25 protein-coding genes are annotated in these 25,292 nt (G+C 68.8%); 13 read left to right on the plus strand and 12 right to left on the minus strand.

Features of this window, described 5'->3' with window-relative positions:
• Positions 1-318 precede the first annotated feature (318 nt).
• Entirely contained in the window at positions 319-2,361 is a 2,043-nt protein-coding gene (locus C9992_RS16110) for a vWA domain-containing protein (RefSeq protein WP_106816663.1), read from the plus strand.
• A gap of 22 nt (positions 2,362-2,383) precedes the next feature.
• Here C9992_RS16110 and C9992_RS16115 read toward each other — a convergent pair whose 3' ends face one another.
• Entirely contained in the window at positions 2,384-3,430 is a 1,047-nt protein-coding gene (locus C9992_RS16115; protein ID WP_106816664.1) for a LacI family DNA-binding transcriptional regulator, read from the minus strand.
• A gap of 172 nt (positions 3,431-3,602) precedes the next feature.
• Positions 3,603-5,810 (minus strand): alpha/beta hydrolase-fold protein, encoded by a 2,208-nt coding sequence (locus tag C9992_RS16120; RefSeq protein WP_160150909.1) that lies wholly within the window; start codon positions 5,808-5,810, stop codon positions 3,603-3,605.
• Positions 5,811-6,102: 292 nt separating this feature from the next.
• Between C9992_RS16120 and C9992_RS16125 the strand changes: the two genes are divergently transcribed.
• Positions 6,103-7,503, plus strand: a complete 1,401-nt coding sequence (locus C9992_RS16125; protein WP_106816666.1) for an APC family permease — start codon at positions 6,103-6,105, stop codon at positions 7,501-7,503.
• 81 nt (positions 7,504-7,584) lie between these two features.
• Here C9992_RS16125 and C9992_RS16130 read toward each other — a convergent pair whose 3' ends face one another.
• Entirely contained in the window at positions 7,585-7,803 is a 219-nt protein-coding gene (locus tag C9992_RS16130; protein WP_106816667.1) for a hypothetical protein, read from the minus strand.
• Between the two features lie 92 nt (positions 7,804-7,895).
• On the opposite strand from C9992_RS16130, the gene C9992_RS16135 reads away from it, so the two are divergent.
• The 4 genes from C9992_RS16135 to C9992_RS16150 all read left to right on the plus strand — a co-directional run bounded on the left by C9992_RS16135 (position 7,896) and on the right by C9992_RS16150 (position 11,771).
• The gene (locus tag C9992_RS16135) at positions 7,896-8,510 is read left to right on the plus strand and encodes an HNH endonuclease (RefSeq protein WP_200826366.1); all 615 of its coding nucleotides are present in this window, start codon (positions 7,896-7,898) and stop codon (positions 8,508-8,510) included.
• A 205-nt stretch (positions 8,511-8,715) separates the two neighbouring features.
• Entirely contained in the window at positions 8,716-9,684 is a 969-nt protein-coding gene (locus tag C9992_RS16140; RefSeq protein ID WP_106816668.1) for an alpha/beta hydrolase, read from the plus strand.
• Positions 9,685-9,772: 88 nt separating this feature from the next.
• A complete protein-coding gene (locus tag C9992_RS16145) occupies positions 9,773-10,741 on the plus strand; it encodes a hypothetical protein (protein ID WP_106816669.1) in 969 nt (322 codons plus the stop codon).
• An 82-nt stretch (positions 10,742-10,823) separates the two neighbouring features.
• Positions 10,824-11,771: an intradiol ring-cleavage dioxygenase gene (locus C9992_RS16150; RefSeq protein ID WP_106816670.1), complete on the plus strand. Its 948-nt coding sequence runs from the start codon at positions 10,824-10,826 to the stop codon at positions 11,769-11,771.
• A 98-nt stretch (positions 11,772-11,869) separates the two neighbouring features.
• Here the strand turns inward: C9992_RS16150 and C9992_RS16155 are convergent, their stop codons facing one another.
• Entirely contained in the window at positions 11,870-13,423 is a 1,554-nt protein-coding gene (locus C9992_RS16155) for an HNH endonuclease signature motif containing protein (protein WP_235008289.1), read from the minus strand.
• A gap of 234 nt (positions 13,424-13,657) precedes the next feature.
• Between C9992_RS16155 and C9992_RS16160 the strand changes: the two genes are divergently transcribed.
• On the plus strand, positions 13,658-14,686 hold the full coding sequence (locus C9992_RS16160) for an NADPH:quinone reductase (protein WP_106816671.1): 1,029 nt from the start codon (positions 13,658-13,660) through the stop codon (positions 14,684-14,686).
• Positions 14,687-14,762: 76 nt separating this feature from the next.
• Here C9992_RS16160 and C9992_RS16165 read toward each other — a convergent pair whose 3' ends face one another.
• The gene (locus C9992_RS16165; RefSeq protein ID WP_106816672.1) at positions 14,763-15,473 is read right to left on the minus strand and encodes an alpha/beta fold hydrolase; all 711 of its coding nucleotides are present in this window, start codon (positions 15,471-15,473) and stop codon (positions 14,763-14,765) included.
• Between the two features lie 136 nt (positions 15,474-15,609).
• Here C9992_RS16165 and C9992_RS16170 point away from each other — a divergent pair, with 136 nt between their 5' ends.
• Positions 15,610-16,257 carry a GntR family transcriptional regulator gene (locus C9992_RS16170; RefSeq protein WP_106816673.1) on the plus strand — a complete coding sequence of 216 codons (648 nt, stop codon included), beginning with the start codon at positions 15,610-15,612 and terminating at the stop codon, positions 16,255-16,257.
• Between the two features lie 79 nt (positions 16,258-16,336).
• Here C9992_RS16170 and C9992_RS16175 read toward each other — a convergent pair whose 3' ends face one another.
• Both C9992_RS16175 and C9992_RS16180 read right to left on the minus strand, forming a co-directional pair.
• Entirely contained in the window at positions 16,337-16,837 is a 501-nt protein-coding gene (locus C9992_RS16175; RefSeq protein WP_106816674.1) for a GNAT family N-acetyltransferase, read from the minus strand.
• 184 nt (positions 16,838-17,021) lie between these two features.
• Entirely contained in the window at positions 17,022-17,417 is a 396-nt protein-coding gene (locus C9992_RS16180; protein WP_106816675.1) for a VOC family protein, read from the minus strand.
• 102 nt (positions 17,418-17,519) lie between these two features.
• Here C9992_RS16180 and C9992_RS16185 point away from each other — a divergent pair, with 102 nt between their 5' ends.
• Positions 17,520-18,287, plus strand: a complete 768-nt coding sequence (locus C9992_RS16185) for a TetR/AcrR family transcriptional regulator C-terminal domain-containing protein (RefSeq protein WP_106816676.1) — start codon at positions 17,520-17,522, stop codon at positions 18,285-18,287.
• Between the two features lie 104 nt (positions 18,288-18,391).
• Here the strand turns inward: C9992_RS16185 and C9992_RS16190 are convergent, their stop codons facing one another.
• Positions 18,392-19,531 (minus strand): aminotransferase class I/II-fold pyridoxal phosphate-dependent enzyme, encoded by a 1,140-nt coding sequence (locus C9992_RS16190; protein WP_235008291.1) that lies wholly within the window; start codon positions 19,529-19,531, stop codon positions 18,392-18,394.
• A gap of 176 nt (positions 19,532-19,707) precedes the next feature.
• On the opposite strand from C9992_RS16190, the gene C9992_RS16195 reads away from it, so the two are divergent.
• The 3 genes from C9992_RS16195 (at position 19,708) to C9992_RS16205 (ending at position 21,474) form a co-directional block, all read left to right on the plus strand.
• Positions 19,708-20,601, plus strand: coding sequence for an aldo/keto reductase (locus C9992_RS16195; RefSeq protein WP_106816677.1), 894 nt, complete (start codon positions 19,708-19,710; stop codon positions 20,599-20,601).
• A 225-nt stretch (positions 20,602-20,826) separates the two neighbouring features.
• A complete protein-coding gene (locus tag C9992_RS16200; RefSeq protein WP_407662258.1) occupies positions 20,827-21,069 on the plus strand; it encodes a hypothetical protein in 243 nt (80 codons plus the stop codon).
• Positions 21,070-21,117: 48 nt separating this feature from the next.
• Positions 21,118-21,474: a PASTA domain-containing protein gene (locus tag C9992_RS16205; RefSeq protein WP_146145345.1), complete on the plus strand. Its 357-nt coding sequence runs from the start codon at positions 21,118-21,120 to the stop codon at positions 21,472-21,474.
• 87 nt (positions 21,475-21,561) lie between these two features.
• Here the strand turns inward: C9992_RS16205 and C9992_RS16210 are convergent, their stop codons facing one another.
• The 3 genes from C9992_RS16210 to C9992_RS16220 all read right to left on the minus strand — a co-directional run bounded on the left by C9992_RS16210 (position 21,562) and on the right by C9992_RS16220 (position 24,211).
• The gene (locus C9992_RS16210; RefSeq protein WP_106816680.1) at positions 21,562-22,428 is read right to left on the minus strand and encodes an alpha/beta fold hydrolase; all 867 of its coding nucleotides are present in this window, start codon (positions 22,426-22,428) and stop codon (positions 21,562-21,564) included.
• Between the two features lie 116 nt (positions 22,429-22,544).
• Positions 22,545-23,270: a Type 1 glutamine amidotransferase-like domain-containing protein gene (locus C9992_RS16215; protein WP_106816681.1), complete on the minus strand. Its 726-nt coding sequence runs from the start codon at positions 23,268-23,270 to the stop codon at positions 22,545-22,547.
• A 236-nt stretch (positions 23,271-23,506) separates the two neighbouring features.
• Positions 23,507-24,211: an META domain-containing protein gene (locus tag C9992_RS16220; RefSeq protein ID WP_106816682.1), complete on the minus strand. Its 705-nt coding sequence runs from the start codon at positions 24,209-24,211 to the stop codon at positions 23,507-23,509.
• 101 nt (positions 24,212-24,312) lie between these two features.
• On the opposite strand from C9992_RS16220, the gene C9992_RS16225 reads away from it, so the two are divergent.
• Complete coding sequence (locus tag C9992_RS16225) at positions 24,313-24,777, plus strand: hypothetical protein (protein WP_146145346.1); 465 nt, start codon at positions 24,313-24,315, stop codon at positions 24,775-24,777.
• Between the two features lie 62 nt (positions 24,778-24,839).
• Here the strand turns inward: C9992_RS16225 and C9992_RS16230 are convergent, their stop codons facing one another.
• Positions 24,840-25,220, minus strand: a complete 381-nt coding sequence (locus C9992_RS16230; protein WP_106816684.1) for a RidA family protein — start codon at positions 25,218-25,220, stop codon at positions 24,840-24,842.
• Positions 25,221-25,292: the final 72 nt, after the last annotated feature.

The following is a 25,292-nucleotide window of genomic DNA, read 5'->3' on the forward strand; positions in this document are numbered from 1 at the left end:
CTCGCGCGGTGCGTACCGTCGCCCCGGAGCGTTTCGTCTTCGGGCGCTGGAGCGCCCTTCGCTCAACGACCGGTGGCCGAGGTCCCGGTCGTTGAGCGAGCGAAGCGAGACGAAACGTCCCTCGCGCGGTGCGTACCGTCGCCCCGGAGCGTTTCGTCTTCGGGCGCTGGAGCGCCCTTCGCTCAACGACCGGTGGCCGACCTCCCGGTCGTTGAGCGAGCGCAGCGGGACGAAACGTCCCGCCTCCCGGTCGTTGAGCGAGCGAAGCGAGACGAAACGCCCCGGGCCGACGAGCAGCGCCGATTCGAGGCATCCGTAATGCCCCGCTCATTCCACCGCACCCCGGCGCACACGGCGCGCTATGGCCGGTACCAGGGTGGCGACCCGCTCGCGCCGCCGGTCGAGGTGCAGTCCGCGCTCGAGGCCATCGGGCGCGACGTCATGGAGGGCACGTCGGCCGAGCGCGCGATGCGCGAGTACCTCCGCCGCGGCGATCGCGATCGCCAGGGCCTCGACGACCTCGCCCGCCGCGTGCGCGAGCGCCGGGCCGAGATCACGCGGCGCCACCGGCTCGACGGCACCCTCGAGGAGGTCAGGCGGCTCCTCGAACACGCCGTGCTCGAGGAGCGCAAACAGCTCGTCCGCGACGTCGACCTCGACGACGACGTGCGCGCGTTCGCCGAGATGCGGCTGGAGAACCTGCCCTCCAGCACCGCGGCGGCCGTCAACGACCTCGCCGACTACGACTGGCAGAGTCCGAGCGCGCGCGCCGACTACGACCGCATCCGCGAACTGCTCGGCCGGGAGCTGCTGGACCAGCGCTTCGCCGGCATGAAGAACGCGCTCGAGAACGCGACGGATGCCGACCGCCAGGCGATCCGCGAGATGCTCGACGACCTCAACGACCTGCTCGAGAAGCGCCGGCTGGGCGAAGACACGCAGGAGGACTTCGACGAGTTCATGCGCAAGCACGGGGATCAGTTCCCCGAGAACCCGCAGAATCTCGACGAGCTCGTGGATGCCATGGCCGAGCGTTCGGCGGCCGCGCAGCGCATGCTGAACTCGATGACGCCCGAACAGCGCGATGAGCTTCTGAGCCTCGCCGAACAGGCGTTCGGCTCGCCCGAACTCATGCAGTCGCTCTCGCGCCTCGACGACAATCTGCGCTCGCTCCGACCCGGCGAAGACTGGTCGGGTTCGGCATCCTTCTCCGGCGATGAGCCGACGGGGCTCGGCGAGGCGACCGGCCTCATGCAGGACCTCTCCGACCTCGACTCGCTCACCGACCAGCTGAGCCAGGCCTACCCGGGCGCGCGCATGGACGACATCGACCTCGACGCGCTCGAACGGCTCATCGGCGAGGATGCCGCGGTCAGCGCCCGCACGCTCCGCGAGCTCGAGAAGCAGCTCAGGGACACCGGGATGCTGCAGCGCGCGTCGGACGGGCAGCTCCGGCTGACGCCGAAAGCGATGCGACAGCTCGGGCGCGCACTCCTGCGCGACATCGCGACGCGGCAGTCGGGCCGCATGGGTCGCCGCGAAACGCGCAACGTCGGCGCCGCGGGCGACCGCACCGGGTCGACGCGGGAGTGGGCGTTCGGCGACACCGAGCCGTGGGACATCCCGCGCACGGTGTCGAACGCGGTGCTGCGAACCGTGCTCGACGGCGGCGACCCGTCAGCCGGCCTGCGGCTGGACACGCGCGACGTCGAGGTGGTCGAGACGGAGCAGCGCACGCAGGCGGCCGTCGCGCTGCTGGTCGACACGTCGTTCTCGATGGCGCTGGACGGCCGGTGGGTTCCGATGAAGCGCACCGCTCTGGCCCTGCACCACCTGATCTCGACCCGCTTCCGCGGCGACAACCTGCAGCTGATCGCGTTCGCCCGTCACGCCGAGGTGATGGACATCGAGCAGCTGACCGCGAAGGACTCGGTGTGGGACAAGGGCACCAACCTGCAGCACGCGCTGATGCTCGCTCAGCGTCACTTCCGCCGCAATCCCACGGCGCAGCCGGTGCTGCTCATCGTGACCGACGGCGAGCCGACGGCCCACCTCCGTCCCGACGGGCACGTGTACTTCGCGTATCCGCCCGACCCGCGGACGGTGGCCGCGACGGTGCGGGAACTCGACACCGTGCAGCGGCTCGGCGCGCAGACGACCTTCTTCCGGCTCGGGGAGGATCCTGGCCTCGCCCGCTTCATCGACGCGCTCGCGCGCCGGGCCGGTGGGCAGGTGGTCGCGCCGGAGCTCGACGACCTCGGCCGCGCGGTGGTCGACAGCTACCTCGGCGCCCGGCATGCCGGACGCGGCACCCCGGAGGATTTCGGCGACATGCTCCACGGCCGATCCTGGTGGTGGTGACGCGGGTCGAGGACAGCGCGGGTCAGCCTTGCGTCGACTGACGCTCGATGAGCTCGAAGTCGACGACGACCCTGCGCGGCGGCGGCTGATCGTCTTTCGGGACCCCGTCGAGCCGGAGTCGGATCCGCTCCTCCAGCAGCGCGACGGCCTTGGCCGCGATCACGTCGCGGCCCGGGTCGATCGTCGTCAGCGGAGGACGGGAGTAGTTGGTCTCCTCGATGTTGTCGAAGCCGACGAGCCGCACGTCCTCCGGCACACGCAGGCCGCGGTCGGCCAGCGTCGACAGCGCTCCGAGAGCGAGCGTGTCGGCGAAGGCGACGACGGCATCCGGCATCACCCCGCGGTCGAGGATCTCCGCCATGGCCGCGGCGCCGGTGGCGTGGAAGTAGTCGGGCACCCCGATGACGGCGCGCGAATCGACCTCGAGGCCGTGCGCGTGCAGCGCCTGCGAGAACCCCTGCATGCGGAGCGTGCCGCTGCTCGTGGAGGGGTCGTCCTTCGCCCCGAGCGGCACGACGCGCCGGGCTCCGCGGCTGATCACGTGCTCCGTCGCCGCCCGAGCGGCCTCCACGTTCTGCATCGTGACGTGGTCGACGCCGGCGTCGAAGATGCGCTCACCGAGCAGCACCAGGGGGAAGTCCACATCGAACGATGCGACATCGTGCTGGCTCAGTGCCAGGGGTGAATAGATGACGCCGTCGACCATGGAGCGGTAGCTGCCGTCCAGCACCCTGAGTTCCCGATCGCGCTCGTCGTTGGTCTGCTGGATGAACACGGTGAGGCCGACCTTCGCCGCCTCGCGCATCACCGCGTCGGCCAGCTCTGCGAAGTACACGCCTCGCACGGCGGGAAGAACCAGAGCGATGAGACCCGTGCGGCCGCGGCTGAGATTACGAGCCGAGACGTTGACGTGGTAGTCAAGCCTGCGGATCGCCTCGTCCACTCGCTCGCGCGTCTCGGGACGGATGTAGGGGTAGCCGTTGAGGACGTTCGAGACGGTCTTGATCGACACGCCGGCGAGGTGTGCCACATCGCGGATGGTCGCGGATCCGCTCGCCTTGCGTGCCACGGCCGTGCCGCCTCCCTCGGGTCAGTGGTCAGCGTACAACACCGCTCGAGTCGGGCCGCGGCGCAGTCGAGCTCACGAACAGCGAGTGGGGGCCGACACGCTCGGCCCCCACTCGAGGATCCCTCGCCGGCGGCGACGCACGGGATGCCGCACGTCGCCGCCGCCGGGACGGCTAGAAGATCCGCGGCAGCAAGTCGGACAGCCCCTGCCACCAGACGTCGAAGCCGTGCGGGCCCGGAATGACGGTCTTCACGACCGGGATGCCGTTGGACCCGAGGTTCGTCTCCATGCCGTTGATCGCCGACACGGCGCCCGTGTCGACGTCGCCCGCGAAGAGCGTCACCGACTTGGTCGTCGCGATGGTGGTCTGGCCGGCCGGAGTCGACGGGTTGACCGACCCGCTCGCGAACGGCGGCGAGAAGATGCCGTAGTACGCGAAGTTGCCGGGGTGACTGATCATCGTGCCGTGCGTGAGGCGGCCGCCCCACGACAGGCCGGCCATCGCCCGCTGCGACGGGTCGTCCGAGACGTTGTACTGCGCGCTCACCAGCGGCATGACGTTGCCCGACAGGTCGCCCCAGATGTCACCCGGGGCTCCCGCGTAGCCGGGCATCACGACGACCATGGGCTTGATCTCACCTCGCGCGTACAGGTTGTCGAGGATCTGAGCGGCCCGGCCGACTTCGGTCCAGCTGGCGTAGTTCTGCCCGAACCCGTGGTACAGGTACAGCACGGGGTACGCCTCGGCGCGGTTCGGGTCGTAGTCCACGGGCGTCCACACCTTCAGCTTCGACGAGCCCGCCGACCCGGCGTAGGTGAGCGTCGTCACCGTGCCGGTCTGATCTGCGGGGAGGTCGGCCAAGAGCGGCGTGCGCTCGCCGCCCGGCACGAACAGCTGGCTTTCCACGTTCTCGACGTTCTTGGTGTCGGCCGGGTCGTGGAAGGCGACGCCGTTGACCTCGTAGCGCCAGTAGTAGTAGCCGTCGATCGGGCCGATCGTCGTGCGCCAGCGGTCGCCGACCTTCGTCAGCGGGATGCGGAACCACTGGCCGTTCGGCGCCCAGTCACCCCACAGCACCACGTCCTTGGCGTCGGCCCACTGGGTGCCGGTCTCGAACGTGACCATGCCGTCGGCGTCGATGTGCGGCGTCGTGATGCTGCCGGCTGCCGGCGCGGTGTACGGCCCGGTCTGCAGGCGGTGGCCGGCGCTCTGGCCGTGGTCCCTCACGTGCGGCTGGAAGGCCCGGGCCGCGAAGTCACGCAGGTTCTCTCGCCAGGTGTCCCACACACCGCCGGTCTCGGGGTGCACGCCGTCGGACTCGAGGCGGACGCCCGCCTGCTCGAGCGTCTGGATCGCTTCGTAGGTCGCGTTGTAGTTCGCGTCGAGGGTGTTGCCGACGTAGAAGCGCAGCAGATCGGTCTTGGCGTTGAGCTTGCGCGCCTGGGCGGGCGTGATGTGGGTGTCGTCGGACAGGTATCCCGAGAACGAGCCGACCGACCCGAACACACCGGGCTCGCTGGCCGCCAGCTCGAGAGCCTGCGCGGCTCCCCGGCCGATGCCGGCGATGCCCGTCTGCTTCACCTTGCCCGAGACGTTGTAGGCGGAGTGCACCGCCGGGACGAGGCCGTCCATCACCTCGGCGCGGAAGTCCGCGTCGCCGGCGTCGGCCATCACGACGACCATCGAGGCGAGGTCGCCGTTCACCGCGAGGTTGTCGAGGATCTGCTGGGCGCGGCCGAGTTCGAGCCACTCGCGAGACGACTGGCCCTCGTCGGCGAGCAGGTACAGCACGGGGTAGGCCTTCGAGGGCTTCGTCGTGTAGTCCGGCGGCGTCCACACCGTCGCCGAGTGCTGGCTGTCATCGACAGGCGAGGTGTAGGCGAGCTCCGAGACGGCGCCCCCACCCGTGGCGACGTCATCCATCCATGCGACCTCGGGACCTGGGACGAAGAGCGTGTTCCAGTTCGGGTGCGAGGTGACGTCGATGGGGCTGTCGGGGTTGCGGAACACGACCTTGGAGCGGTCGGGCATCGTCGCCACGTACTGGTAGTAGTACAGGCCCGGCTCCAGCGGGCCGACGTTCGCGCGGCAGTTGGCACCGCTCGCGTCGAGGCCGACGGCCGCCCAGGTGCCCGAGGGGCCGATGTTGCCTTCCAGCTCGGCGCCGGCGCCCGTGGAGTTTCCGCAAGCGTTCGACGGCACGTCGGCCTTGGGCACCGTGAAGTAGTGGTAGATCCCGCTCTGCGATTCCCAGGGGTCCGCAGCTGCAGCGGCGGGGGCGGCGGAGACGATCACCGTCGACGCCACGAGGGCCAGACCGGCGGCCACCGCTTGGACGCGGGCGCCATGTGGCCAGCGAGTTCGGGGGACATTCTTCATTGAAGGGCCTTTCATTGTTCGGCGCAGACGCACCTGCGCACCTGTTGCGTTGGCACTGTTCGCCAGTGAGCTGCCCGCGATGCGCGTAGTACACCGGTGTAGTACGCGAGAAATCTACACCGTTGTAAATGCCGCTGACAATGCCTTTCTCACGGGGTCTGCACATGCGAAGCACCGCGCGTAGCGCTACTGCGCGGCATCCGTCAACCGTCGCGGTGAAATCCGCCGCGCACGCCAGGGTGGAACGCGATGCGCCGGCCACCGGGGTCGCGCGCTGAGCCAGGGAGTGCCCATGTTGCCGACCGACGCACCGCCGAACGCCGACGGGACATCTGACACCCGACTGCGGCGCGCGATCACCGGGCCGCTGCTGTTCGCCTTCATCCTCGGCGATGTGCTGGGGGCGGGCATCTACGCCCTGATGGGTGTACTCGGCAAGGAAGTCGGCGGGATGCTGTGGGCACCGCTCCTGCTGGCGCTCGTGCTGGCGATGCTGACGGCCGGCTCCTACGCCGAGCTCGTGACGAAGTACCCGCGGGCCGGCGGTGCCGCGGTGTTCGCCGAGCGGGCGTTCCGCAACCGCCTCGTCTCGTTCCTCATCGGCTTCTCGATGCTCGCGGCGGGTGTGACGAGCGCTGCGGGGTTGTCGCTCGCGTTCGCGGGGGAGTACTTCCGTACGTTCATCGACCTGCCGACGATCCCGGTCGCCATCGCGTTCCTGGCAGTGGTCGCACTGCTCAACGTGCGCGGCATCCGTGAGTCCATGGCGGCGAACTTCGTGATGACGGTGATCGAGGTGAGCGGCCTCGTGATCGTCGTCGTGGTGGTCGCCATCATGATGTCGCGCGGCGGGGGAGACGTCTCGAGAGTCACTCAGCTGCCCGAGGGCGCGGGTCTTGCCACGGCAGTGCTGGGCGGCGCCATCATCGCCTACTACTCGTTCGTCGGGTTCGAGACCTCGGCCAACATGATCGAGGAGGTCAAGAAGCCGAGCAAGACCTACCCGATCGCGCTGTTCGCCGCGCTCATCACGGCCGGGCTCGTCTACATCCTCGTCGGGCTCGCGAGCGCCATCGCGCTGCCTGCCAGCGAGCTCGCCGAGTCGAGCGGGCCTCTTCTGGCGGTCGTCGAAGCCAGCGGCGTGGCCATCCCGTCGTGGCTGTTCAGCCTCATCGCACTCATCGCCGTGGCGAACGGCGCGCTGCTGACGATGATCATGACCAGCCGCCTCACCTACGGGATGTCGGAGCAGGGCCTGCTGCCCCGCGTGCTGTCTCGTGTGCTCCCCGGCCGCAAGACGCCGTGGGTGGCGATCCTCGCCACCACGCTCGTCGCGATGCTCCTCACGCTGGTCGGAGACCTCGCGACCCTCGCCGAGACCGTGGTGCTCCTGCTTCTGATCGTCTTCCTCAGTGCGAACGTGTCGGTCCTCGTGCTGCGCCGCGACAAGGTGCAGCACGATCACTTCCGCGTGTGGACGTTCGTCCCGGTGCTCGGCATCGGCTCGTGCATCCTCCTGCTCACGCAGCAGCGCCCGCTCGTCTGGCTCTTCGCCGCGGCGCTGCTCGCGGTCGGCGTGATCCTGTACTTCGCCTCGCAGTGGGGGCGCAAGCGGGCAGGCGGGCAGGAGGGCACGGAGGGTGCGGCCGCCCGCGGAAGCAGCCTGGGTGACGGTTCGACGAAGACCCGGTGAACATCGTCGGAGTTCGCCGTTTCGCGTGACCGCGTCTTCTTCGCCTCTGGAGCGATCGGCGCGCGTGGCCGCCGAGTAAGGCTATGTCGAGACGTCGGATTCGATGTCTTCGGCGAGGTCGTCCACCCGTTCCGGGCGCAGCTCCACGCCGGCGTCGTGCAGTCGCTCGTCGAGCACATGGCTCACGTCGTCTGCGACGTGCCCGTGACGGATGTCGTCTCTGACGTCTTCGACGACGTGCTCGACCACGTCCTGCTCGTCCTCGCCGTCTGGGGGAGGGCTCTGATCGGATGCTGTCATGGTCCGATGATCATCGCTCGTGACCTCGGCGCCGACCCCCTTGACGGGCGGCGCTGACTCGGTCCGGAGGGTCTCATGGTTACGCTCATGTCGTGCCTCAGACGTCGCCTCGCTTCGCCATGCCCAAGGCCGTCCGGATCACGGGCCGCACGTCGAGCATCACCAACTCGTTCGTCAACGGCATCATCCCGGTGATCGCGCCGAGCGAGGCCGACATCGATGAGGCGCTCGGCATCCTCGGGATGTCCGATGAGGTGGTGTGCGCTTACTGCGGCGACGACGCGTCGGAGTGGGATCACCTGCGTCCGCTCGTCATCGGAAAGCAGCCGACCGGCTATATCTCCGAGATCAGCAACCTCGTGCCCGCCTGCGGCAAGTGCAACCAGAGCAAGGGCAACAAACCGTGGCGCGAGTGGATGTTCGGTGCCGCGCCGAGGTCGCCGAAGACGCGAGGTGTCGTCGACATCGAGGAGCGCGCCACGCGTCTGGCGGCGTACGAGCAGTGGAGGACTCCGACACGCCTCGACTTCGCCGAGGTCGTCGGCGCCGAGTTGTGGCAGAAGCACTGGGAGAACCACGCGGCGATCGTTCAGCTCATGCGCGACGCCGAGGTCACCGTCGAAATGATCCGCGAGCGCATTGCGACAGCCTCAACGCCGCTCGAGCCGGCGCCGCTGGCTGAGGCTGAGGCCGAGTCGGCGGCGTGACCCGCCGGGTGGTCGCCGACCGCGTCCGTGCGAACGGCGATCCGCGGTTTGCCGCACGTTCTGCTCTGGAGTCCCGTGTCTTCGTGGAGCAGCCATGTGGCGGGTCAGGGGCGTGGAAGCAGCCGCGTTCGGCGGTCGTGCGGCGAGTGACTTCGGCGGAGGCTCGAGACACCACTCGCAACGACTGGAGAACGAAGGAGTTTCCATGAGCACAACCGTCGCACGACCGCCGTTCGATCCAGAGCTCGAGGCGGTGCTCGCCGTACTGGCCGATCAGATGCCGCCGTCGATCACGCCAGAGATGATCCCGGCGATGCGGCAGGGACTTCCGATCGCGGTCAGCGTCGACGAGGTACTCGCCGAGGCCGGCGTCGAGCGCACCGATCACACGATTGCGGGTCACGATGGCGGTGAGATCGAGGTGACGGTGCTGCGCCGCGTCGGTCGCGCCGGTGTCGGTCCGGGGATCTATCACACGCACGGCGGCGGCATGATCATCGGCGACCGCTTCGTCGGGCTCGGTCAGATCCTGCCGTGGATCGTGCAGCATGATGCTGTCGCGGTGACCGTCGAGTACCGGCTCGCGCCCGAGTTTCCCGATCCGTACCCGGTCGAGGACTGTTACGCGGGTCTCGTGTGGACCGCCGACCACGCCGACGAGCTCGGCATCGACCCGAAGCGCCTCATCATCGCGGGTGCCAGCGCCGGTGGGGGCCTCGCCGCCGGCACCGCACTTCTCGCGCGCGATCGACAGGGGCCCGCGCTCGCCGGCCAGGTGCTCATCTACCCGATGCTCGACGACCGCGACGCGACCGTGTCGACCGCGCAGATCGATGGGATCGGCGTGTGGGATCGCACGAGCAACCTCACGGGTTGGAGTGCGCTGCTCGGTGAGCGCCGCGGCACCGACGACGTCTCGATCTACGCTGCCCCCGCCCGCGCTGCTGACCTGTCGGGCCTGCCACCGGCGTTCATCGACTGCGGTTCCGCGGAGGTGTTCCGCGACGAGGACGTCGCCTACGCCACCGCGCTTTGGCACGCGGGTGTGCAGGCCGAACTGCACGTGTGGCCCGGCGGATTCCACGGGTTCGACATCATGGCCCCGCACACCGCTCTCGCGCAGGCGATGACCGCTGCCCGTGACGCGTGGGTCGCCCGGATCCTCGGCGCGTAGCCGAGCCCTTCTGTAGCCCCGCGCTCGCCCGCACAGTTAGGGTGAGCGCGGGGCTTCGCCGTAGAACGCTCCGAGGCGGTGGAGGCTGATGCAGGAGCTCGTCGGGCGGCTCACGGCGCTCGATCCCGAGGCGAGCGAGACGCTCAAGGTGATCACGTACTTCGACGCGCTCGTCGGAGCCGGTGCGGGCATCGAGGCACTGCTGCGCGCCGCGGCGACGCTGTCGGGGGTGACCGCCGGCGTGCGGCTGCGCGAGCGAATCCACCGACGCGAGCCAGGCGGCCGGCGCGTGGAAGGCGAGGCGCCCGTTCGATCGCCGCGCCGCGAGATCGTCGGCGGTGAGGTGTGGCTCGAGCGCGGCACCGACCACTTGGTCAACGACGAGATGGTGGTCGAGCGTCTCGCGCTCGCGGTAACGCTGACCGTCGCCCGTCACCAGCCCGAGGCTGCGATCGAGGTCGCCGTCGACAGCGGCAGCCCGATCCCCGAGCGTGTGGGCGCGCTGGCGCGTCTGCGCATCGACCCCGCGGCACGGGTACGAGCGATCGCGATCCCGCTGGAGGCGACCGAGCCGGGTTCCGTACCCATGGCTGCCGGTGCGAGCATGGTCCGGGCGCTCGTCGACGAGGGTGGCCGGCCGCTCCCGACGCGCGCAGGCGTCGGTCTCTGGGTGCGCGCCGACCGCCTGCCCGAGTCGTGGGATGCCGCGACCACGGCCTTGCGGCTCACCGGTCCAGCGCATCCCATCGTGGATGCCGGCGACCTCGGAGCTCTACTGCTGGTGGTGCGGGGCTTCGATCCGGCCGCTCCGCCTGACGACGTTCGCGTGCTCGAGTCGCTTGACGAGCGCTCGCGGGAGGTGCTCGATGCGGTGGTGAGGCATGAGAGTCTGCGCGCAGCATCGGCTGCTCTCGGTATGCATCATTCCACCGTGCAGGCTCGCCACGAGGCGCTCACTCGCGATCTCGGATACGACCCGCGTTCGACCTTGGGCAGGGCGCGATACGTCGCGGCGGAGCTGTTGCTGCGGTTGCGGCGAACGCCGAGCGCGCCATAGCAACCGCATAGTCGCACCAAAGCCCGCGCCTTCGTCGGCATTCCACGCTGGGAGCACGTATCCCATCTGTGAGGAGTGACCCGTGAGCCGCATCCCCGAACCAGACAAGACGCCGCAGGGGCCCGCGTACGAGGGGCGTCTACTCGATCGGCCCGATGAGGAGGTCGTCGATCAGGGTGCGGCCTTCGACCTGCGGACGCTCGTGTCGCGCCGGCGGGTGCTCGGCCTGGTCGGCATCGGGGCAGGTGCCCTTCTGCTCGCGGCGTGCGCGTCCGCGTCGACCGCCTCGACCGGCAGTCCGACTCCGTCGTCCTCGGGTTCGTCGAGTGGATCGTCCGGCGACGAGATCCCCGGCGAGACGGCCGGCCCGTACCCCGGTGACGGTTCCAACGGGCCCGATGTGCTCGCGCAGTCGGGAGTCGTCCGGAGCGACATCCGTTCCAGCATCGACGGTGGTGGGGTTGCAGAGGGTGTGCCGCTGACGTTCACCTTCACGGTGCTCGATATGGCGCACGGCGACGTGCCGTTCGCGGGCGTCGCGGTGTACGCGTGGCACTGCGACGCGCAGGGTCGGTACTCGATGTACTCCGAGGGCGTCGAGAATGAGACCTTCCTGCGGGGTGTACAGGTGACGGATGCCTCGGGAAAGGTGACCTTCACGTCGATTTATCCCGGCTGCTACTCGGGAAGGTGGCCGCACATCCACTTCGAGGTGTATCCCGACCTCGAGTCGGTCACCGATTCGTCGAACGCGATCGCGACGTCGCAGCTGGCGTTCGATCGCGACATCAGTGAAGAGGTCTACGCCGTCGCCGGCTACGAGGGGTCGTTGCACAACCTCGCCGACGTGGGTTCGCTCGCGAATGACAACGTCTTCGGCGACGACGGAGGGGAGCTGCAGCTGGGCACCTTCAGAGGCAGCGTCTCGGGCGGGTATGCGAGCGAGCTCACGGTGCGCGTTGACACGCGGACCGCGCCGACCACGTCCGGAACGACTGGGAACGGAATGGCCGGTGCGGGCGGCCGCTGATGCCGAGGGGCGTGACGAGCGGGGCTCGAAATGCGGGGTGATCTCCCGCGCGAGTCTTCGCCGATCAGGCGGCGCGTCCGTGCGGCCACGTCACCCCGTCAGGCGGCGCGCCAGCCGGCTCGTTCGGGCGGCGGTGGGGGATCCCAGGCCCACTTCCAGGCGGCTTTGGACTCGAGGATGATCGGCGCGCCCTCGCCGGGCGGCGGATGGAGGACGAACGGCCCTCGTCCGTCGCGGGTGATCCGCCAGCCGCGGTTGTGGAGCAGCATGTGGTGGAACCGGCACAGCAGCACACCGCGGTCGATGTCGGTGCGGCCCTCATGCTCGACGAAGTGGTCGCAGTGGTGGGCTTCGCAGTACGCGGGCGGTCGGCCGCACCCTGGCCAGCGGCATCCGCCATCGCGGACCGCGAGCGTCAGTCGTTGCCGGCCTGAATAGAGCCGGGCCTCGCGCCCGAGGTCGAGCGGATTGCCCTGCGCGTCAACGACGACGTCGATCGAGCCGTTCGCGCAGATGTTGCGGTCGATGACCGAGCCTGGGAAAGAGGCGCCGCCGTCTTCGGCGTGACCGGTTGCCACGAGGTGTCCGAATGCGTCGCGGCGCCCGGCCGCGTCTTTGACGACGACCATGCGCACACCCGGTTGGCGCGCACCGAACACCGCTGACGCGTCTGCCAGCGCGCCGGCACGCATCACGTCGACGAACAGGTCGTACGCGAGCTGCTCGTTGGTCCGCGGGTCGGCGACGAGCTCATCGGCTTGCTGGCGCTCGTCTTCGGTGACGAACCGTGGTCCGCCTCGCCGCGGCCGCAGTGCGGCATCGAGCATGGACTGAACCCACAGGCCCATCTCGTCGTCGAACGCGATACTCGCACGGTGCTGGCCCTCACCGTCGACCCACATGCGGTACGAACGGGCCTCGAATCGGTGTGCGTACCTTTCCTCGGCGCCGACAGGGTCCAGCAGGTCACGCACCGTGCGTGCTCGTTTGGCGAGCTCTTCTGCCGGCATCGACGATGCTTCGGTGATGAGCCCTTCCGCCGCGAGCGACCACGCCTCCCGCACGGCGGCTCCGGCGGGATCGGCCGCCTCCTCGACACGCGGCTCGCCGAGGCCGCGCCGGATCGCGTCGTGCTGCGCGGACGTGATCCGCCCGTCCAGCAGCGCCGACCGAAGGGGTGCGTGCCATGGCATTTCCGCGAGCGGCACCGGATGCACCCCGCCCGGCTCGGCGCCCTCGCCACCGGACGCCCCATCGGACCCGGGCGTTGACGCCCCACCGGCGGCCACGGCATCCGTCGCCTCATCCAGCTCTTGCAACAGGGCAGTACCCATCCGCACGTGGCGGTTCGCCTCCGCCTTGGTGCCGCCGGTGATCGCCTGGATCAGCGACGCAGGGGTGGCATGCCCTTGAACGGCGGCGAGACCGGAGTGCCCGCGATCCCGGGCTGAACGCTGAGCCGCGACTCCGGCGAGCACGGCCTGGAACCGCTCCGCGTCGTTCGCGATCGCGGCGATATCGGCCAGCAGCTCCATCAGCGACGAATCACTCAGCCGCACGGCGGTCACGGGCAGTTCTGAGGCGTCGACATCCAGCTCCTCACATGTCGCGACGCGGTCGAGCCGCTCGCGCATGTCGGTGAGGATGTTCACATCTCAAGGATCCCAGGTACCTCCGACATTCAGACAAAGAAGCGATGACCTGGGAATGATTCGCCCATCGGTCGTTGAGCGAGCGAAGCGAGCCGAACGCTCGCAACCATCCCCAACTCCTGCCTCCGGTCGTTGAGCGAGCGGAGCGAGCCGAAACGTCCCGACCATCCCCCACTCACCCGGGCCCTCGGGGTCCCCGGAAATGCCCCGCCCTTCTCCCGCGTTCCCCCTCACATGCGATCGATCGTCTACTCCCGTACCGGCAGCTCGTCCGTCCTCTCGCTCGTGGAGCGTGAGCCCGCCACTCCAGGCCCCGGCGAGGTCCGCGTGAAGGTCACCGTCTCAGGCGTGAACCCCACGGACTGGAAGGCCCGCGCGGGAGGCGGCTCGCGTCCGGTGTTCGACGAGATCGTGCCCAACCAGGACGGCGCCGGTGTCGTCGACGCCATCGGTGACGGCGTCACGAACCTCGCTGTCGGCGACCGGGTGTGGCTGTACCTCGCCCAGCACGAGCGCCCCACGGGCACGGCGCAGGAGTACACGGTCGTCCCCGCCGAGCGAGCGGTGAAGCTGCCCGAGGGAGTCGGCTTCGACGTCGCCGCGAGCCTCGGCGTGCCGGCGATGACGGCGCACCGGGCGCTCACGGTGCATGAGTTCGGTCCTGCGCGGCTTTCGCCGGGTTCGCTCGACGGCCGCGTTGTGCTGGTAGCCGGGGGAGCGGGTGCCGTCGGCCACGCCGCGATCCAGCTCGCGGTCTGGGCCGGCGCGACCGTGATCGCCACGATCTCGAGCGGCGAGAAGGCCACTCTCGCCAAGGCAGCGGGTGCCCACCACGCCGTGAACTACCGCGACACGGATACCGCCGACCAGATCACCGCGCTCGCCCCCAACGGCGTCGACCACATCGTCGAGGTGGCGATCGCTCGCAACGCGGCCCTCGACGTCCAGGTGATCGCCAATCACGGCTCTATCGCGTACTACGCCACCGACGGTGGTGGGGATGCCGCCATCCCGGTCTGGTCGACGTTCGCGAAGAACGTGAGGATCCAGGGGGTACTGCTGTACACCGTGGGGGATGCCGCGCTTTCGGCTGCCGCCGAAGACATCACCGCCGCACTGCGCGATGGCGCGCTGCCGGTCGGCGAGCCGGCCGGCCTGCCGCTCACGTGGTTCCCGCTGGAGCAGACGGCCGCGGCCCACGACGCCGCCGAACAGGGCGCCGTCGGCAAGGTGCTCATCGACGTCTCCGGCGACAACCACTGAGGTCCGAGCTCACAGTGTGACGGGGCCGGGGTCGGCCTCGCGGATGAGCGAGAACCGACCCCGGCTTGATTCATCGTCAGCGCACGTCGCCGATGTTCTCGGCGGCCGTCGCGATCACGTCGGCGACGGTGGCCGCCTGGGTGATGAAGAGCGCGTGGCTGCCGGGCACGTTGGTGACCTCGGCGCCCATGCGCGCAGCCATGTGCTGCAGCATCGCCTGGTCGAACGACTTGTCGTCTGCAGCGATGACGGCCCACGTGGGCTTGTCGCGCCACGCGGCGACCGAGACCGGAGACTCGAAGACTGACATGTTGATCGGCACCTGCGTGTCGCGCAGGAACGCCGCGTCGGCATCGTCGAGGTCGGCCGCGAAGCCCGCCTGGAACTTCTCGGAGTTCAGGAATCCGAAGCCGTCGGCGCCCACGTCGATGACGAAGTCGGGCGTGGCAGGGAAGCCCTCGTACTGCTGGGCGGTGGTCTCGCCGGCGTCCGGAGCGAGGGCCGAGACGTACACGAGGCCGGCAACGTTCGGGTGCGTTCCGGCCTCCGTGATGACGGTGCCGCCCCACGAGTGGCCCACGAGGATCGTCGGACCGTCCTGCCGGTCGAGCATTCGCGTGGTCGCGGCGACGTCGTCGGCGAGCGACGTGAGCGGGTTCTGCACGATCGAGACATGGAAGCCTCGTGCCGTGAGCAGGTCGTACACGCGGCGCCACCCCGATCCGTCGGCGAAGGCGCCGTGGACGAGAACGACGTTCTTGATGGGCTGGTCTGTGGTGGTGGACATGGGTGTTCCTCTCTGTTGCGGGCAAAGCCCGGCTGACGTTGGTGTTCTGTCTAACGCACGCGATGTGCAATATATTGCATGATGCACTCCTCACCGTCGACTTGCAAGAGGTGGGGGAAGGTGTGCAATATATTGCATGCCGGTTCCTCAGAACGCTTCAGCCGTCGACCGCTCGCTGCTCCGCGACGATGTGTACCGGCGGCTGCGCGACGCCATCGTCGATGGGACATTCCTGCCGGGCGAGCAGCTCAAAGACGCCGAACTGGCCGCGTGGCTGGGGGTCAGCAGGACCCCGATCAGAGAAGCGCTCCTGCGGCTGGGAGCGAGCGGGCTCGTTGTGGCCGTGCCCGGCCGGTCGACCACGGTGAGCGAGATCGACGCGCAAGCGGTGCGCGATGCGCGCGATGTGATTGCGGCGATGCATCAGCTGGCCGTTCGCGGGGTCGCCGGCAAGCTGACCGATGACGACATCGTGCGCATGCGGGCAGCGAACGACCGTTTCGCGCGGGCGCTGAGCGCCGGCGACATCGAGGCAGCCATGGACGCAGATGAGGAACTGCATCGCATCCCGGTCACGGCGCTGGGCAATCACGCTGTCCAGGCCGTGCTCGACCAATTCGCGCCCGTGGTGCGGCGCGCCGAACGGTCACGCTTTCGCGGTGACGGACAGGCATCCGTCGACGGGCACGATCAACTCATCGGGCTGCTCGCCGCGGGTGACACGGACGATGCCGCCGCGGTCGCATTCGACATCTGGCACAGCCTGCCGGCCGAGGAGGAGTGACGAAGTCCGGATCGGTGGGTGATCGAAGCTCGCGGCGCGCTCCTCGCAGTGAGGGGCGCGGCTGCCGCAGAACGCCTTGCTAGAGCTGCATGCTCAGGACGATCCGGCGCGAACCGCTCGCCGGCTGATCGTCCTCGATCCGCTGCATCCCGATCTTCTCCGCGACTCGCTCGGAGGCGCGGTTGTCTGGATGGATGATCGCAATCAGCTCCCGTGCCCCGACCTGGTCGCGCGCGAAATCGCGGCACGCGGCCGCAGCTTCGGATGCCACGCCCTGGCCCTGCCACCGCGGGGCGACGTGGTACCCCACCTCGAGCTTCTTGACGCCGTTGACTTCCTGCCACGTCAGCCCGCAGTCTCCGACGAAGTTGCCCTCGTGCGTCTCGATGATCCAGAGCCCGTAACCGTGCTCTGCGTAGTTGCGCTGGTTCCACGCGATCCAGGCAGCGGCTTGCTCGCGCGTTTTCGGTGCGGGGTAGAACCGCATCACTTCGGGATCGCCCAAGAGCACAGTCATGTCGTCGATGTCGGTCGGCAGCATCCGGCGGAAGTGGAGTCTCGCGGTGTCCGAGGGAAGCACCTCAGCACCATAGCGAACGTTGCAGTCCTCTGATCAGGCGCTCGGGAACGCCGGGCGGGCGTTTCGTCTCGCTTCGCTCGCTCGCCGACCGGGACGGGGAGCGCTAAACGACCGGGGGCGTTCGTCTCGCGTCGCGTGCTCAACGAGCGTGGGGCGACGGGCTTCGGCCCGCCGCCCCACGGGATCAGGGCTGCTCGTCGGCGGGAGTCACCCACTGTACGAGCTGATAGATCACGCCGTTGGGGTCAGCCATCTGAAAGTAGCGCTCGCCCCACGGCTCGGTCTCGATCGGCGTGACGATCTCGACCCCGGCGTCGCGCAGACGCGCGTAGTCGGCATCGATGTCGTCGACGGTGAACACCACGAGCAGACCACCGGCGTGACCGGCCATCGACTCGGGCTTGAACGTCGAGAGCCCCGTCCGCAAGTAGATGAGGTTGAACCCCGCCTCCGGGTGCGACAGTGATGAGAACCCGTCGGCCTCCATGGCGACGCGGAACCCCAGGTGCTTCTGTACCCACGCGGCCGAGGCCTCGACGTCGGTGACGTTGAGCGAGATCGCGGAATCGGTGATGTGCATGCGGTCCTCCTGTGCATCGGTCGCGTGGTGGTGCTCGGTGCAATTAACACCGTACGTCGTACAATGTACAGCGTACGGGGAAATGGTGCAACAATGGATTCCATGACTGCGGACCGGACAGGATCGGGTGAACCCAGCACGACGCTCGCCCTGCTGTGGGGCACGCCCGTCGGACAGCGGCGCAAGGGCCCCGCGCGGTCGGTGACCGTGCAGCAGATCGTCGATGCCGCACTCGCGCTCGCCGACGCCGAGGGTCTCGCCGCGCTCACGATGCGCGCGGTCGCCGAGAAGGTCGGCATCTCACCGATGTCGGTCTACACGTACGTGCCCGGCAAGCCCGAGTTGCTCGACCTCATGGTCGACGCGCTCTACGCCCGCATGGACCGTCCCGAGTCGGGTGCGCAGGCGTGGCGCGAGCGCGTCACGACGATCGCAGAGGCGAACCGGATGCTGCTGACCCGCCATCCCTGGATGACCGAGGTCGCCGCCCTCAGTCGCCCGCCTCTCGGCCCCGGCTTGATGGCGAAGTACGAGCACGAGCTGGCCGCGTTCGACGGCACGGGATTGGCGGATGTCGACACCGACGCCGCACTGACCTTCGTGCTGGGCTTCGTCCACGCGCATTGCCGCGCCGCGCACGACGCGCGCCGCGCGACGACAGACACGGCGATGAGCGATGCGGAGTGGTGGGCGGCGAATCAGCCGATCCTCGAGCGGGCCTTCGACCCATCGGTGTATCCGCGCGCCGTGCGCGTCGGCGCCGCGGCGGGGGAGGCGCAGGGCTCCGCGTGGAGCGACGAGCGTTCGTGGGAGTTCGGCCTCGCGCGCGTGCTCGACGGGCTCGAGGCGTTGATCGAGGGGGAGCGCTGATGCGGTGAGGCATGTGGCGTTTCGTCTCGCTTCGCTCGCTCAACGAGCGGGGGGCGCGGCGGTTCGTCTCGCTTCGCTCGCTCAACGACCGGGGCTTCGCTCGCTCAACGACCGGGGTGAGCGAGGGCGGCGGCGACCTCGAGGATCGTGGGGAGCGCGCGGTCGATCGTCGGCATGGTCGCGGTCAGCGAGACGCGGAAGTGATGGGGCTGATCGAAGAGCGTGCCGGGCATGAAGAAGACGCCGCGCTCCGCCAGCGCGTCGCAGAATGCCTGGCCGTCGCCGCCTGGGGCCCGACCCCAGAGATAGAAGGTGCCTTCGGGGCGGGTGACGTCGATTCCGGCATCCGTCAACGCGTCGTACATCCTGTCGCGCTTCCGCGTGAGCTCGTGCAAGTCGATCGACAGATGCTCCAGCGCAGGAACGGCGTACTGCGATATCGCGTCGGGAAAGCCCCAGCCGATGGCGAGGCCGATCGGCATGAGCGCCTCGCGCAGCTCGGCGCGCTCACGGGGCGGCAGGAGCGGAGAGAGTGCCAGATAGCCGACGCGCTGACCGGGCGCGAGCAGGACCTTGGCGTAGCTGTAGTCGATGACGGTCCACGGATACGAGGCGGCGGGGCTGGTGAACTCGATGCCGTCGAAGCGGATGCGCCGGTAGGGCTCGTCCGAGACGATCCAGATGCGGTGCCCGTGCCGGACGACGGCGTCGTCCAGCACGGCCGCCAGGTCATCCCATGCCTGTTTCGGGTACACGCGACCGGTGGGATTGGCGGGGGAGTTGACCACGACGATGCGCGTCCGCGGCGTGATCGCCCGGGCGATGGCGTCGACGTCGAGGTCGAACGTCGTCTGATCGAGTTCGGCGCGCACAGGTACGAGGTTCGCTGCGTGCAGCATCGGCTCGTAGCAGAACCAACCGGGCACCGGGATGACCACCTCGTCGCCGGCATCCGCCAGCATTGCGAAGGCGAGCGACAACGCGCCGAACGCTCCCTGCGTCATTGCGATGTCGTCCGGTTCGAACGGCAGGTCGAGCTGGGCGCGAAGGCCCGAGGCGACCGCCTCGCGCGCCTCGGGCTCGCTCGTCTTGTAGGCGAACCACTCGACCGTCCGCGGTTCGACCTGCTCGCGCAGCGCGGCAGAGAGCCCGGGCAGCGCCATCTCGTGGGGGTTGCCGAAGGTGAAATCCAGTGCGTCCGGGTCGCCGGCGAGAGCCTGGATGCGGGCGAGAAAGGTGGTCACGATATCCACCGCCGACTTCGCTGCGACGGCACGACTCGATATCGCCACGTTGACCACCTCGTCCCCAGAGCGCCTTAGTGATGCCGCAAGGATCCCAGCGCACGGCGGAGGCGTCAACGGGTCCCGGCGCCGGGCGAGCAGATGGCAGGCTGGATCCCATGCGAGAAGGAGATGCCATGAAGCAGCGCACGCTGGCGGGACGACAGGTTTCGGCGATCGGCCTCGGGGCCATGCCCATGTCCATGAACAACGACAAGAAGTACCCGTCGTTCGAGGATGCCGTCGCCACCGTGCACGCCGCGCTCGACGCGGGCGTCACCCTGATCGACACCGCCGACATCTACGCGCCGGACGGTGAGGAGATGGGGCACAACGAGCGGATCGTCGCCGAAGCTCTGCGCACCTGGGACGGCGACGCGTCGAGCATCTTCGTCGCGACCAAGGGCGGCATCGTGCTCGAGCAAGACGGCAGCAAGGGCCGCAACGGCTCGCCGGAATACCTGCGCGCGGCCGCTGAGAAGTCGCTCGCGATCCTTGGGGTCGACCAGATAGATCTCTACCAGTACCACCGTCCGGACCGCACGCGGGTGTACGCCGACATCATGAAGGGCCTCGGCGCGCTGCGCGAGGAGGGGCTCGTTCGCGCCGTCGGCATCTCGAATGCCAGCGTGGAGGAGATCCAGATCGCCATCGACGTGCTCGGTGAGGGCAACCTCGCGAGCGTGCAGAACGAGTTCTCGCCCAAGCACCCGGGCAGCATCGATGAGCTGCGCTTCTGCGCGACGCACGGGATCGCGTTCCTGCCGTGGAGTCCGCTCGGCGGTACCGGCGGCGGCGCGACCCGCGTCGGCGACCGCTACTCAGCGTTCCGCGAGGTCGGCGAGGCGCACGGCGTCAGTCCGCAGCAGGCCGTCCTGGCGTGGGAACTCGCCCTGGACCCGCACGTCATCCCGATCCCGGGAGCGCGGCGCGCGGCATCGATCACCGACTCGGCTCAGGCGGCGAACCTCGAGCTCAGCGAGGACGAAGTTCTCCGTCTGTCGGAGTCCGTCGGAATCTTCGACGACTAGGAGCGGGGAGGCCTGCGGTCGGTTACGGCGTACCCCCTGGCGCCGATCGAGTCGAGGCGACGCCGACCCTCGTGCGTGTGAGCCACACCCCGGCGCGATCGAGTGGGCCAACCGCTGGTACCGGAAGTGGTCTTCCCTTCGACCTTCCGCTCAGTGAAAGACTGAGCCGTGCTCGAGCGACCCGAAATCGTTTGTATCTGCGGCTCTGCTCGGTTCGCCGACGAGATGCGCGCGGCGAACCGCGATCTGACCTTCGCGGGGGTTATTGTGCTCGCTCCGAGCGAAGCAGATGGGGCTTTCTCAGAGGAGCAGAAGACCCTTCTGGGCGCGCTGCATTTGCGGAAGATCGACTTGGCTGATCGGGTTCTCGTGGTCAATCCCGGCGGGTATGTCGGGGAGTCCACGGCGAGAGAGATCGCATATGCCCGCGCCGCCGGTAAACCCGTGGCCTTCACCGATCGCGTTTGACCGGCAGAGGCGTTCCGAAGAGACCGGCTCGCGCGTAACGTCGGGTCCGTGGCGGAGCGCTTCGCTGATCGAGTGACCGTACCCGACGTCGTCGGGCTTCCCTTTCATGTCGGTCGGGATGTGGCCAATGACGCAGGTGTGACGCTCGCGAACCCGGATACAGACGGACCACCGATCGCTGGACTCGCGTGGCCCGGGCTGTACTACATCACCTCGCAAAGCCCGCCACCGGGAACGACCTTGTACCGCTGGGACTCCGTCACCGTGCAGATCGTCCCGTATGGCGAGGCGGATTCAAGCGCACTGGCACTTCCTCACGATGTGCCGCCGGCGGACAACGCCCACGCACATCCCCAGCGCGACGCGTACATCGATCTCACAGAACCTGACGATCAGCGTCACTGACCCAGCGAAGCGTTCCGACAGCGCGTTCCCGAACGCCGGCGGCGCGTCGCCGCCGGAGAACAGACCGAAGCCCCGGCCAGAGCGGTACTAGGCCTGGTCGAGCACCTCGCGGAGTTTGGCGGCGAAGGCTTCTGGTTGGCCGGCGTATCCGAACTCGCCGCCCATGAAGCCGCCGTGGTGGCTGGGGAAGACCGTCACCTGCTGGCCCAGTCGTTCCGCCAGCGCGATCGCGGTCCGGCCGGTGTAGACGTTCATCGACTCCTCTCCGACCGCGATCACAATGCGGGTCGGGGAAGCCTTCAACGCCTCGAGATCCGGCTGGTAGAGGGGCACCGCCCACGATCGGTCCGACAACAGCGGGTCATCCCGGTTGCCGTCGTCCTCTGTCGGCATCCCGAATGCCGCCGGGTCCGGCACCGGCTGCGCCAGGTAGTCCTCGGTGATCTCACCCTCCCACGAGGTCATCGCGATGAAGGCGGCCATCCCGGCGCCCCAGCCCTTGTCCTGATACACCTGGGTGTACGCCTCACGCGCACGGTGAACCGCCTCCGCGTCGGGCAGCACGGCGTCGATCGGTGGCTCATGCGCGACCAGGATGGACACGTCATCCGGGTGCGCCGTGACCAACGCAAGCGCAGTCACCGCCCCGCCGCTGCTGGCGAACATGTCCACCGGGCCGACGCCGATTTCTTCGATGATCGCGTGGACGTCTTCCGCCTGCGTCTCCGGGTCGTTCGTGACCCGGCCGTCCTTGCGCGTGCTTCTGCCCAGGCCCCGCGGGTCGTAGGTCACGACCGTGCGATCCCCGAAGAGCCGCACCTGTGCCTGGAACCCACTCGCGTCCATCGGCTGGCCGATCATCATCAGGGGTCGACGACCGTCCGCGGTTGGCACCGGTCCGTGGATGTCGTAGACCAGGTCGACTTCGGGCAGCTCGAGTGTGTGTTGCGTCACTGACGGCCTCCTCCGACGGGATCGATCTGACCGGATCGTATGATGCCGCGTCCGCAGCGCGCTAGATGTGCTCGGCGGAGTGAGGAGGGGAACAGAACCGGGGGAGTCGCGGCTTCTCACCTGCCTATCGTGGAGACCAGCACGCCGCCATCCGTCGGCAGCGCCCGCCAGACACTGCCTTCGCCCTCGACCCGAAGCTCACCATCACCCACGATCAGAACGGTGCGCTCGTCGATGCCGAGCCCGCCCGTGATCAGCCCGGCCTCGATGGCCGCCACGAGCCGCGACAGCATGCCGCGCTGGGCCACGTGCACCTCGATGGTCACGTCGACGAGCCCGATGCCGGCCTGGATCTGCAGCTCATCACCCGGTTCGTCTGGGTCCTCCGGCGAGACGACCACGCCGCCGATGCGCGAGCCGCCTCCGAGGGAGCCCTCCGCCGCGATCATCGCTCCGGCGGAGACGCCGAGGTAGGGCACCCCGTCGGCTACCAGCCTGCGCAGCTCGCCGAACAACGGCTCGAGGCCGGCGCGAACGTCCTCGACGACGCCGCCGCCCACCGCGATGCCGTCGACCTCGGCGATCGCGTCGAATCTGATCGGCTCGCCCGCGCGCCCCGCGGTCAAATGAACGTCGATGCCGGCGTCGGTTGCGGCCTCGCTGAGAAGCTCGCCCAGCGCCGTCGCCTTCTCCTCGGCCTCAGGATGCAGTGAGATCACGGCGATGCGCGGCCGCGCGCGGCCCGCGAGATTTGCGCGCGACTTCGCTTCTGCCACGAACGGTGCGTGAAGCGGGGCATCGGCTGCCGTGGTCGCACCGCCGCCGACGAGGTGCACGCTCACAGGGCGCCGGTCCCAGCTGCGAGGACAAGCGATCGTGCCGCATTGCCGATTAGCCCGGAGGGGAGGACCGTGCGGTGGATGCCGTTTGTACCGGTGCCCGCGCCGTCGGCTTCGAAGGTCATTCGGCGAGCCTATCCGGGTAGATCTCGGCGGTGTCCCCGTCGTTGTCCAGAGGGGCCGCTACCCGATACAAACCAACGTTCGTAATCGGCTTCGACGTGAGCGAGCGTCCGTGTTCACGGAGCGGGCGGCAGGCCGCCGATGGGTGAGCCGGCGCTGCCGTTGATATAGAGGAAGTCGTCCGCAACCGTCGCCGAGCGTCCCTCGCTCAGCCAGGTGTCGACGCCGTCGCAGACGTTCGCGGTGGCCGTGAGCGTGCTGAACATGACCCTCCCGTCAGGATTCTGCGTCCACTGGCCGTTCACGTCATTGCAGCCGTCGTTTCCGGCGAACGTCCCATCCGAGGAGAACACCAGATAGGGCGCCCCCTCTGCACCCGTCCCCCAGCTGCCGGTCGGATCCGGGATGGGCGGTGCGGGCGCCGGGGGAGCATATCCCTGCGCGATCCGTGCGTTGCGCTCGTACATCGGGGCCAACCCTGCGTGGAACAGAAGACTGGTGATGATCGCGGATGACAAGACGAGAACGACTCCGGCGAGCGGAGCTACGTAGGTGACCTTGCCGGTCAGACGCAGAACCACAGCCAATAGGAGCGCAATGCCGACAGAAGCGGCGACTTCCCAGGGGTAAGCGGCACGGGCGCCCAGGCTGAAGTCCAGGTCGCAGATTCCCTCGCAGCCGACGGTGCTGAACTGCTCGAAGATCTGCCCGATATGGACGACGACGAGGATCACAGGCAGCAACACCCACAGGAAGAGCTCGAGGTCAGGTCGTTGAGACCGTGCGCGGGAAGCCCGTGTCTGATCGTCTTCAGCGCGCATGGAGGCGAAGGTAACACTCACGGCGAGCCGACATGCGCCTTGATCGTCCTCATCCTCGTGCTCGCTTCACCTCCGAGCCGGCTGTGCGCCACCATTGGCGCATGAGACCGACGCGAGTGCTGGCCGCCACTGTTGCGCTGCTGTGTATGGTGCCGGCTCTGGCCGGCTGCGTCTACGCACAGGGGTGTCCGGGCTGGGCGGGGTACGAGACCCCGAACGATGCAGCCGAGAGCGCGGAGGCTGTCGTCATCGGCCGCGTCGTCGAGAAGGTCTCGACGACGGACTTCAATGGCGCACGCGCGAACGTCTGGTCCGTCGCTGTCACCGAATGGCGCAAGGGCGATGGGCCCGATCACGTCGAGGTTCTTTCGCCGCCGTCGGCGTGCGGCTCGAGCGCGGACCCCTACCTCGGCGACGAGGATCCGCTCGGGGCCGCCGTTCGGCACGGCGCATCAGCGCTGTTCTTGGTCGGAGACGAGGCTGGCTGGAGAACCATCAGCCCGGTTCAAGGCCTCGTTGAGCTGGCACCAGACGGCCGGATTCCGTCAACGTGGCCAGCCCGGTAACCGTTCGATCGAATCGGCCGCCTCTGGTTGCGGGGCCGCGATCACGGCCCCGGAGTCGCGAACTACGCGGTGACGGCGGTCATACGAATGGACACGAGGATGCCGGGAAGTTCGACGCCGAGCTTCGCGACGTATCGTGCGGGTGAGGCTGACGGGAACCAGCGCGCGTACTCCTCGTTGAGGCCGGCGAAGTCCTCCGGGCGGGTGAGGAGGACGCCGATCTCGACGACGTCCTCGAGCCCGGCCCCGGCCGCCTTCAGGATGGCCTCGCAGTTCACGAATGCTTGGCGGGTCTGCTCCTGGATGGTGTCGCCCGCAAGCGCTCCCGTCGCCATGTCCATGCCCACCGTGCCCGAGACGTACACATGCGTCCCCGCGCGCACCGCCTGACTGTACAGCGCGGAGCTCGGAGCATCCGGCGTGGTGATGATCTCCCTGGGCATCGCGCGCCTCCTCGTTGCGTGGTCACCGCTCCTGTCGTGATGCTCGCAGAACGTCGCGGGCACCGCCAGGGG

The sequence above is a fragment of the Microbacterium timonense genome, assembly GCF_900292075.1.
In the GTDB taxonomy this organism is placed as follows: domain Bacteria; phylum Actinomycetota; class Actinomycetes; order Actinomycetales; family Microbacteriaceae; genus Microbacterium; species Microbacterium timonense.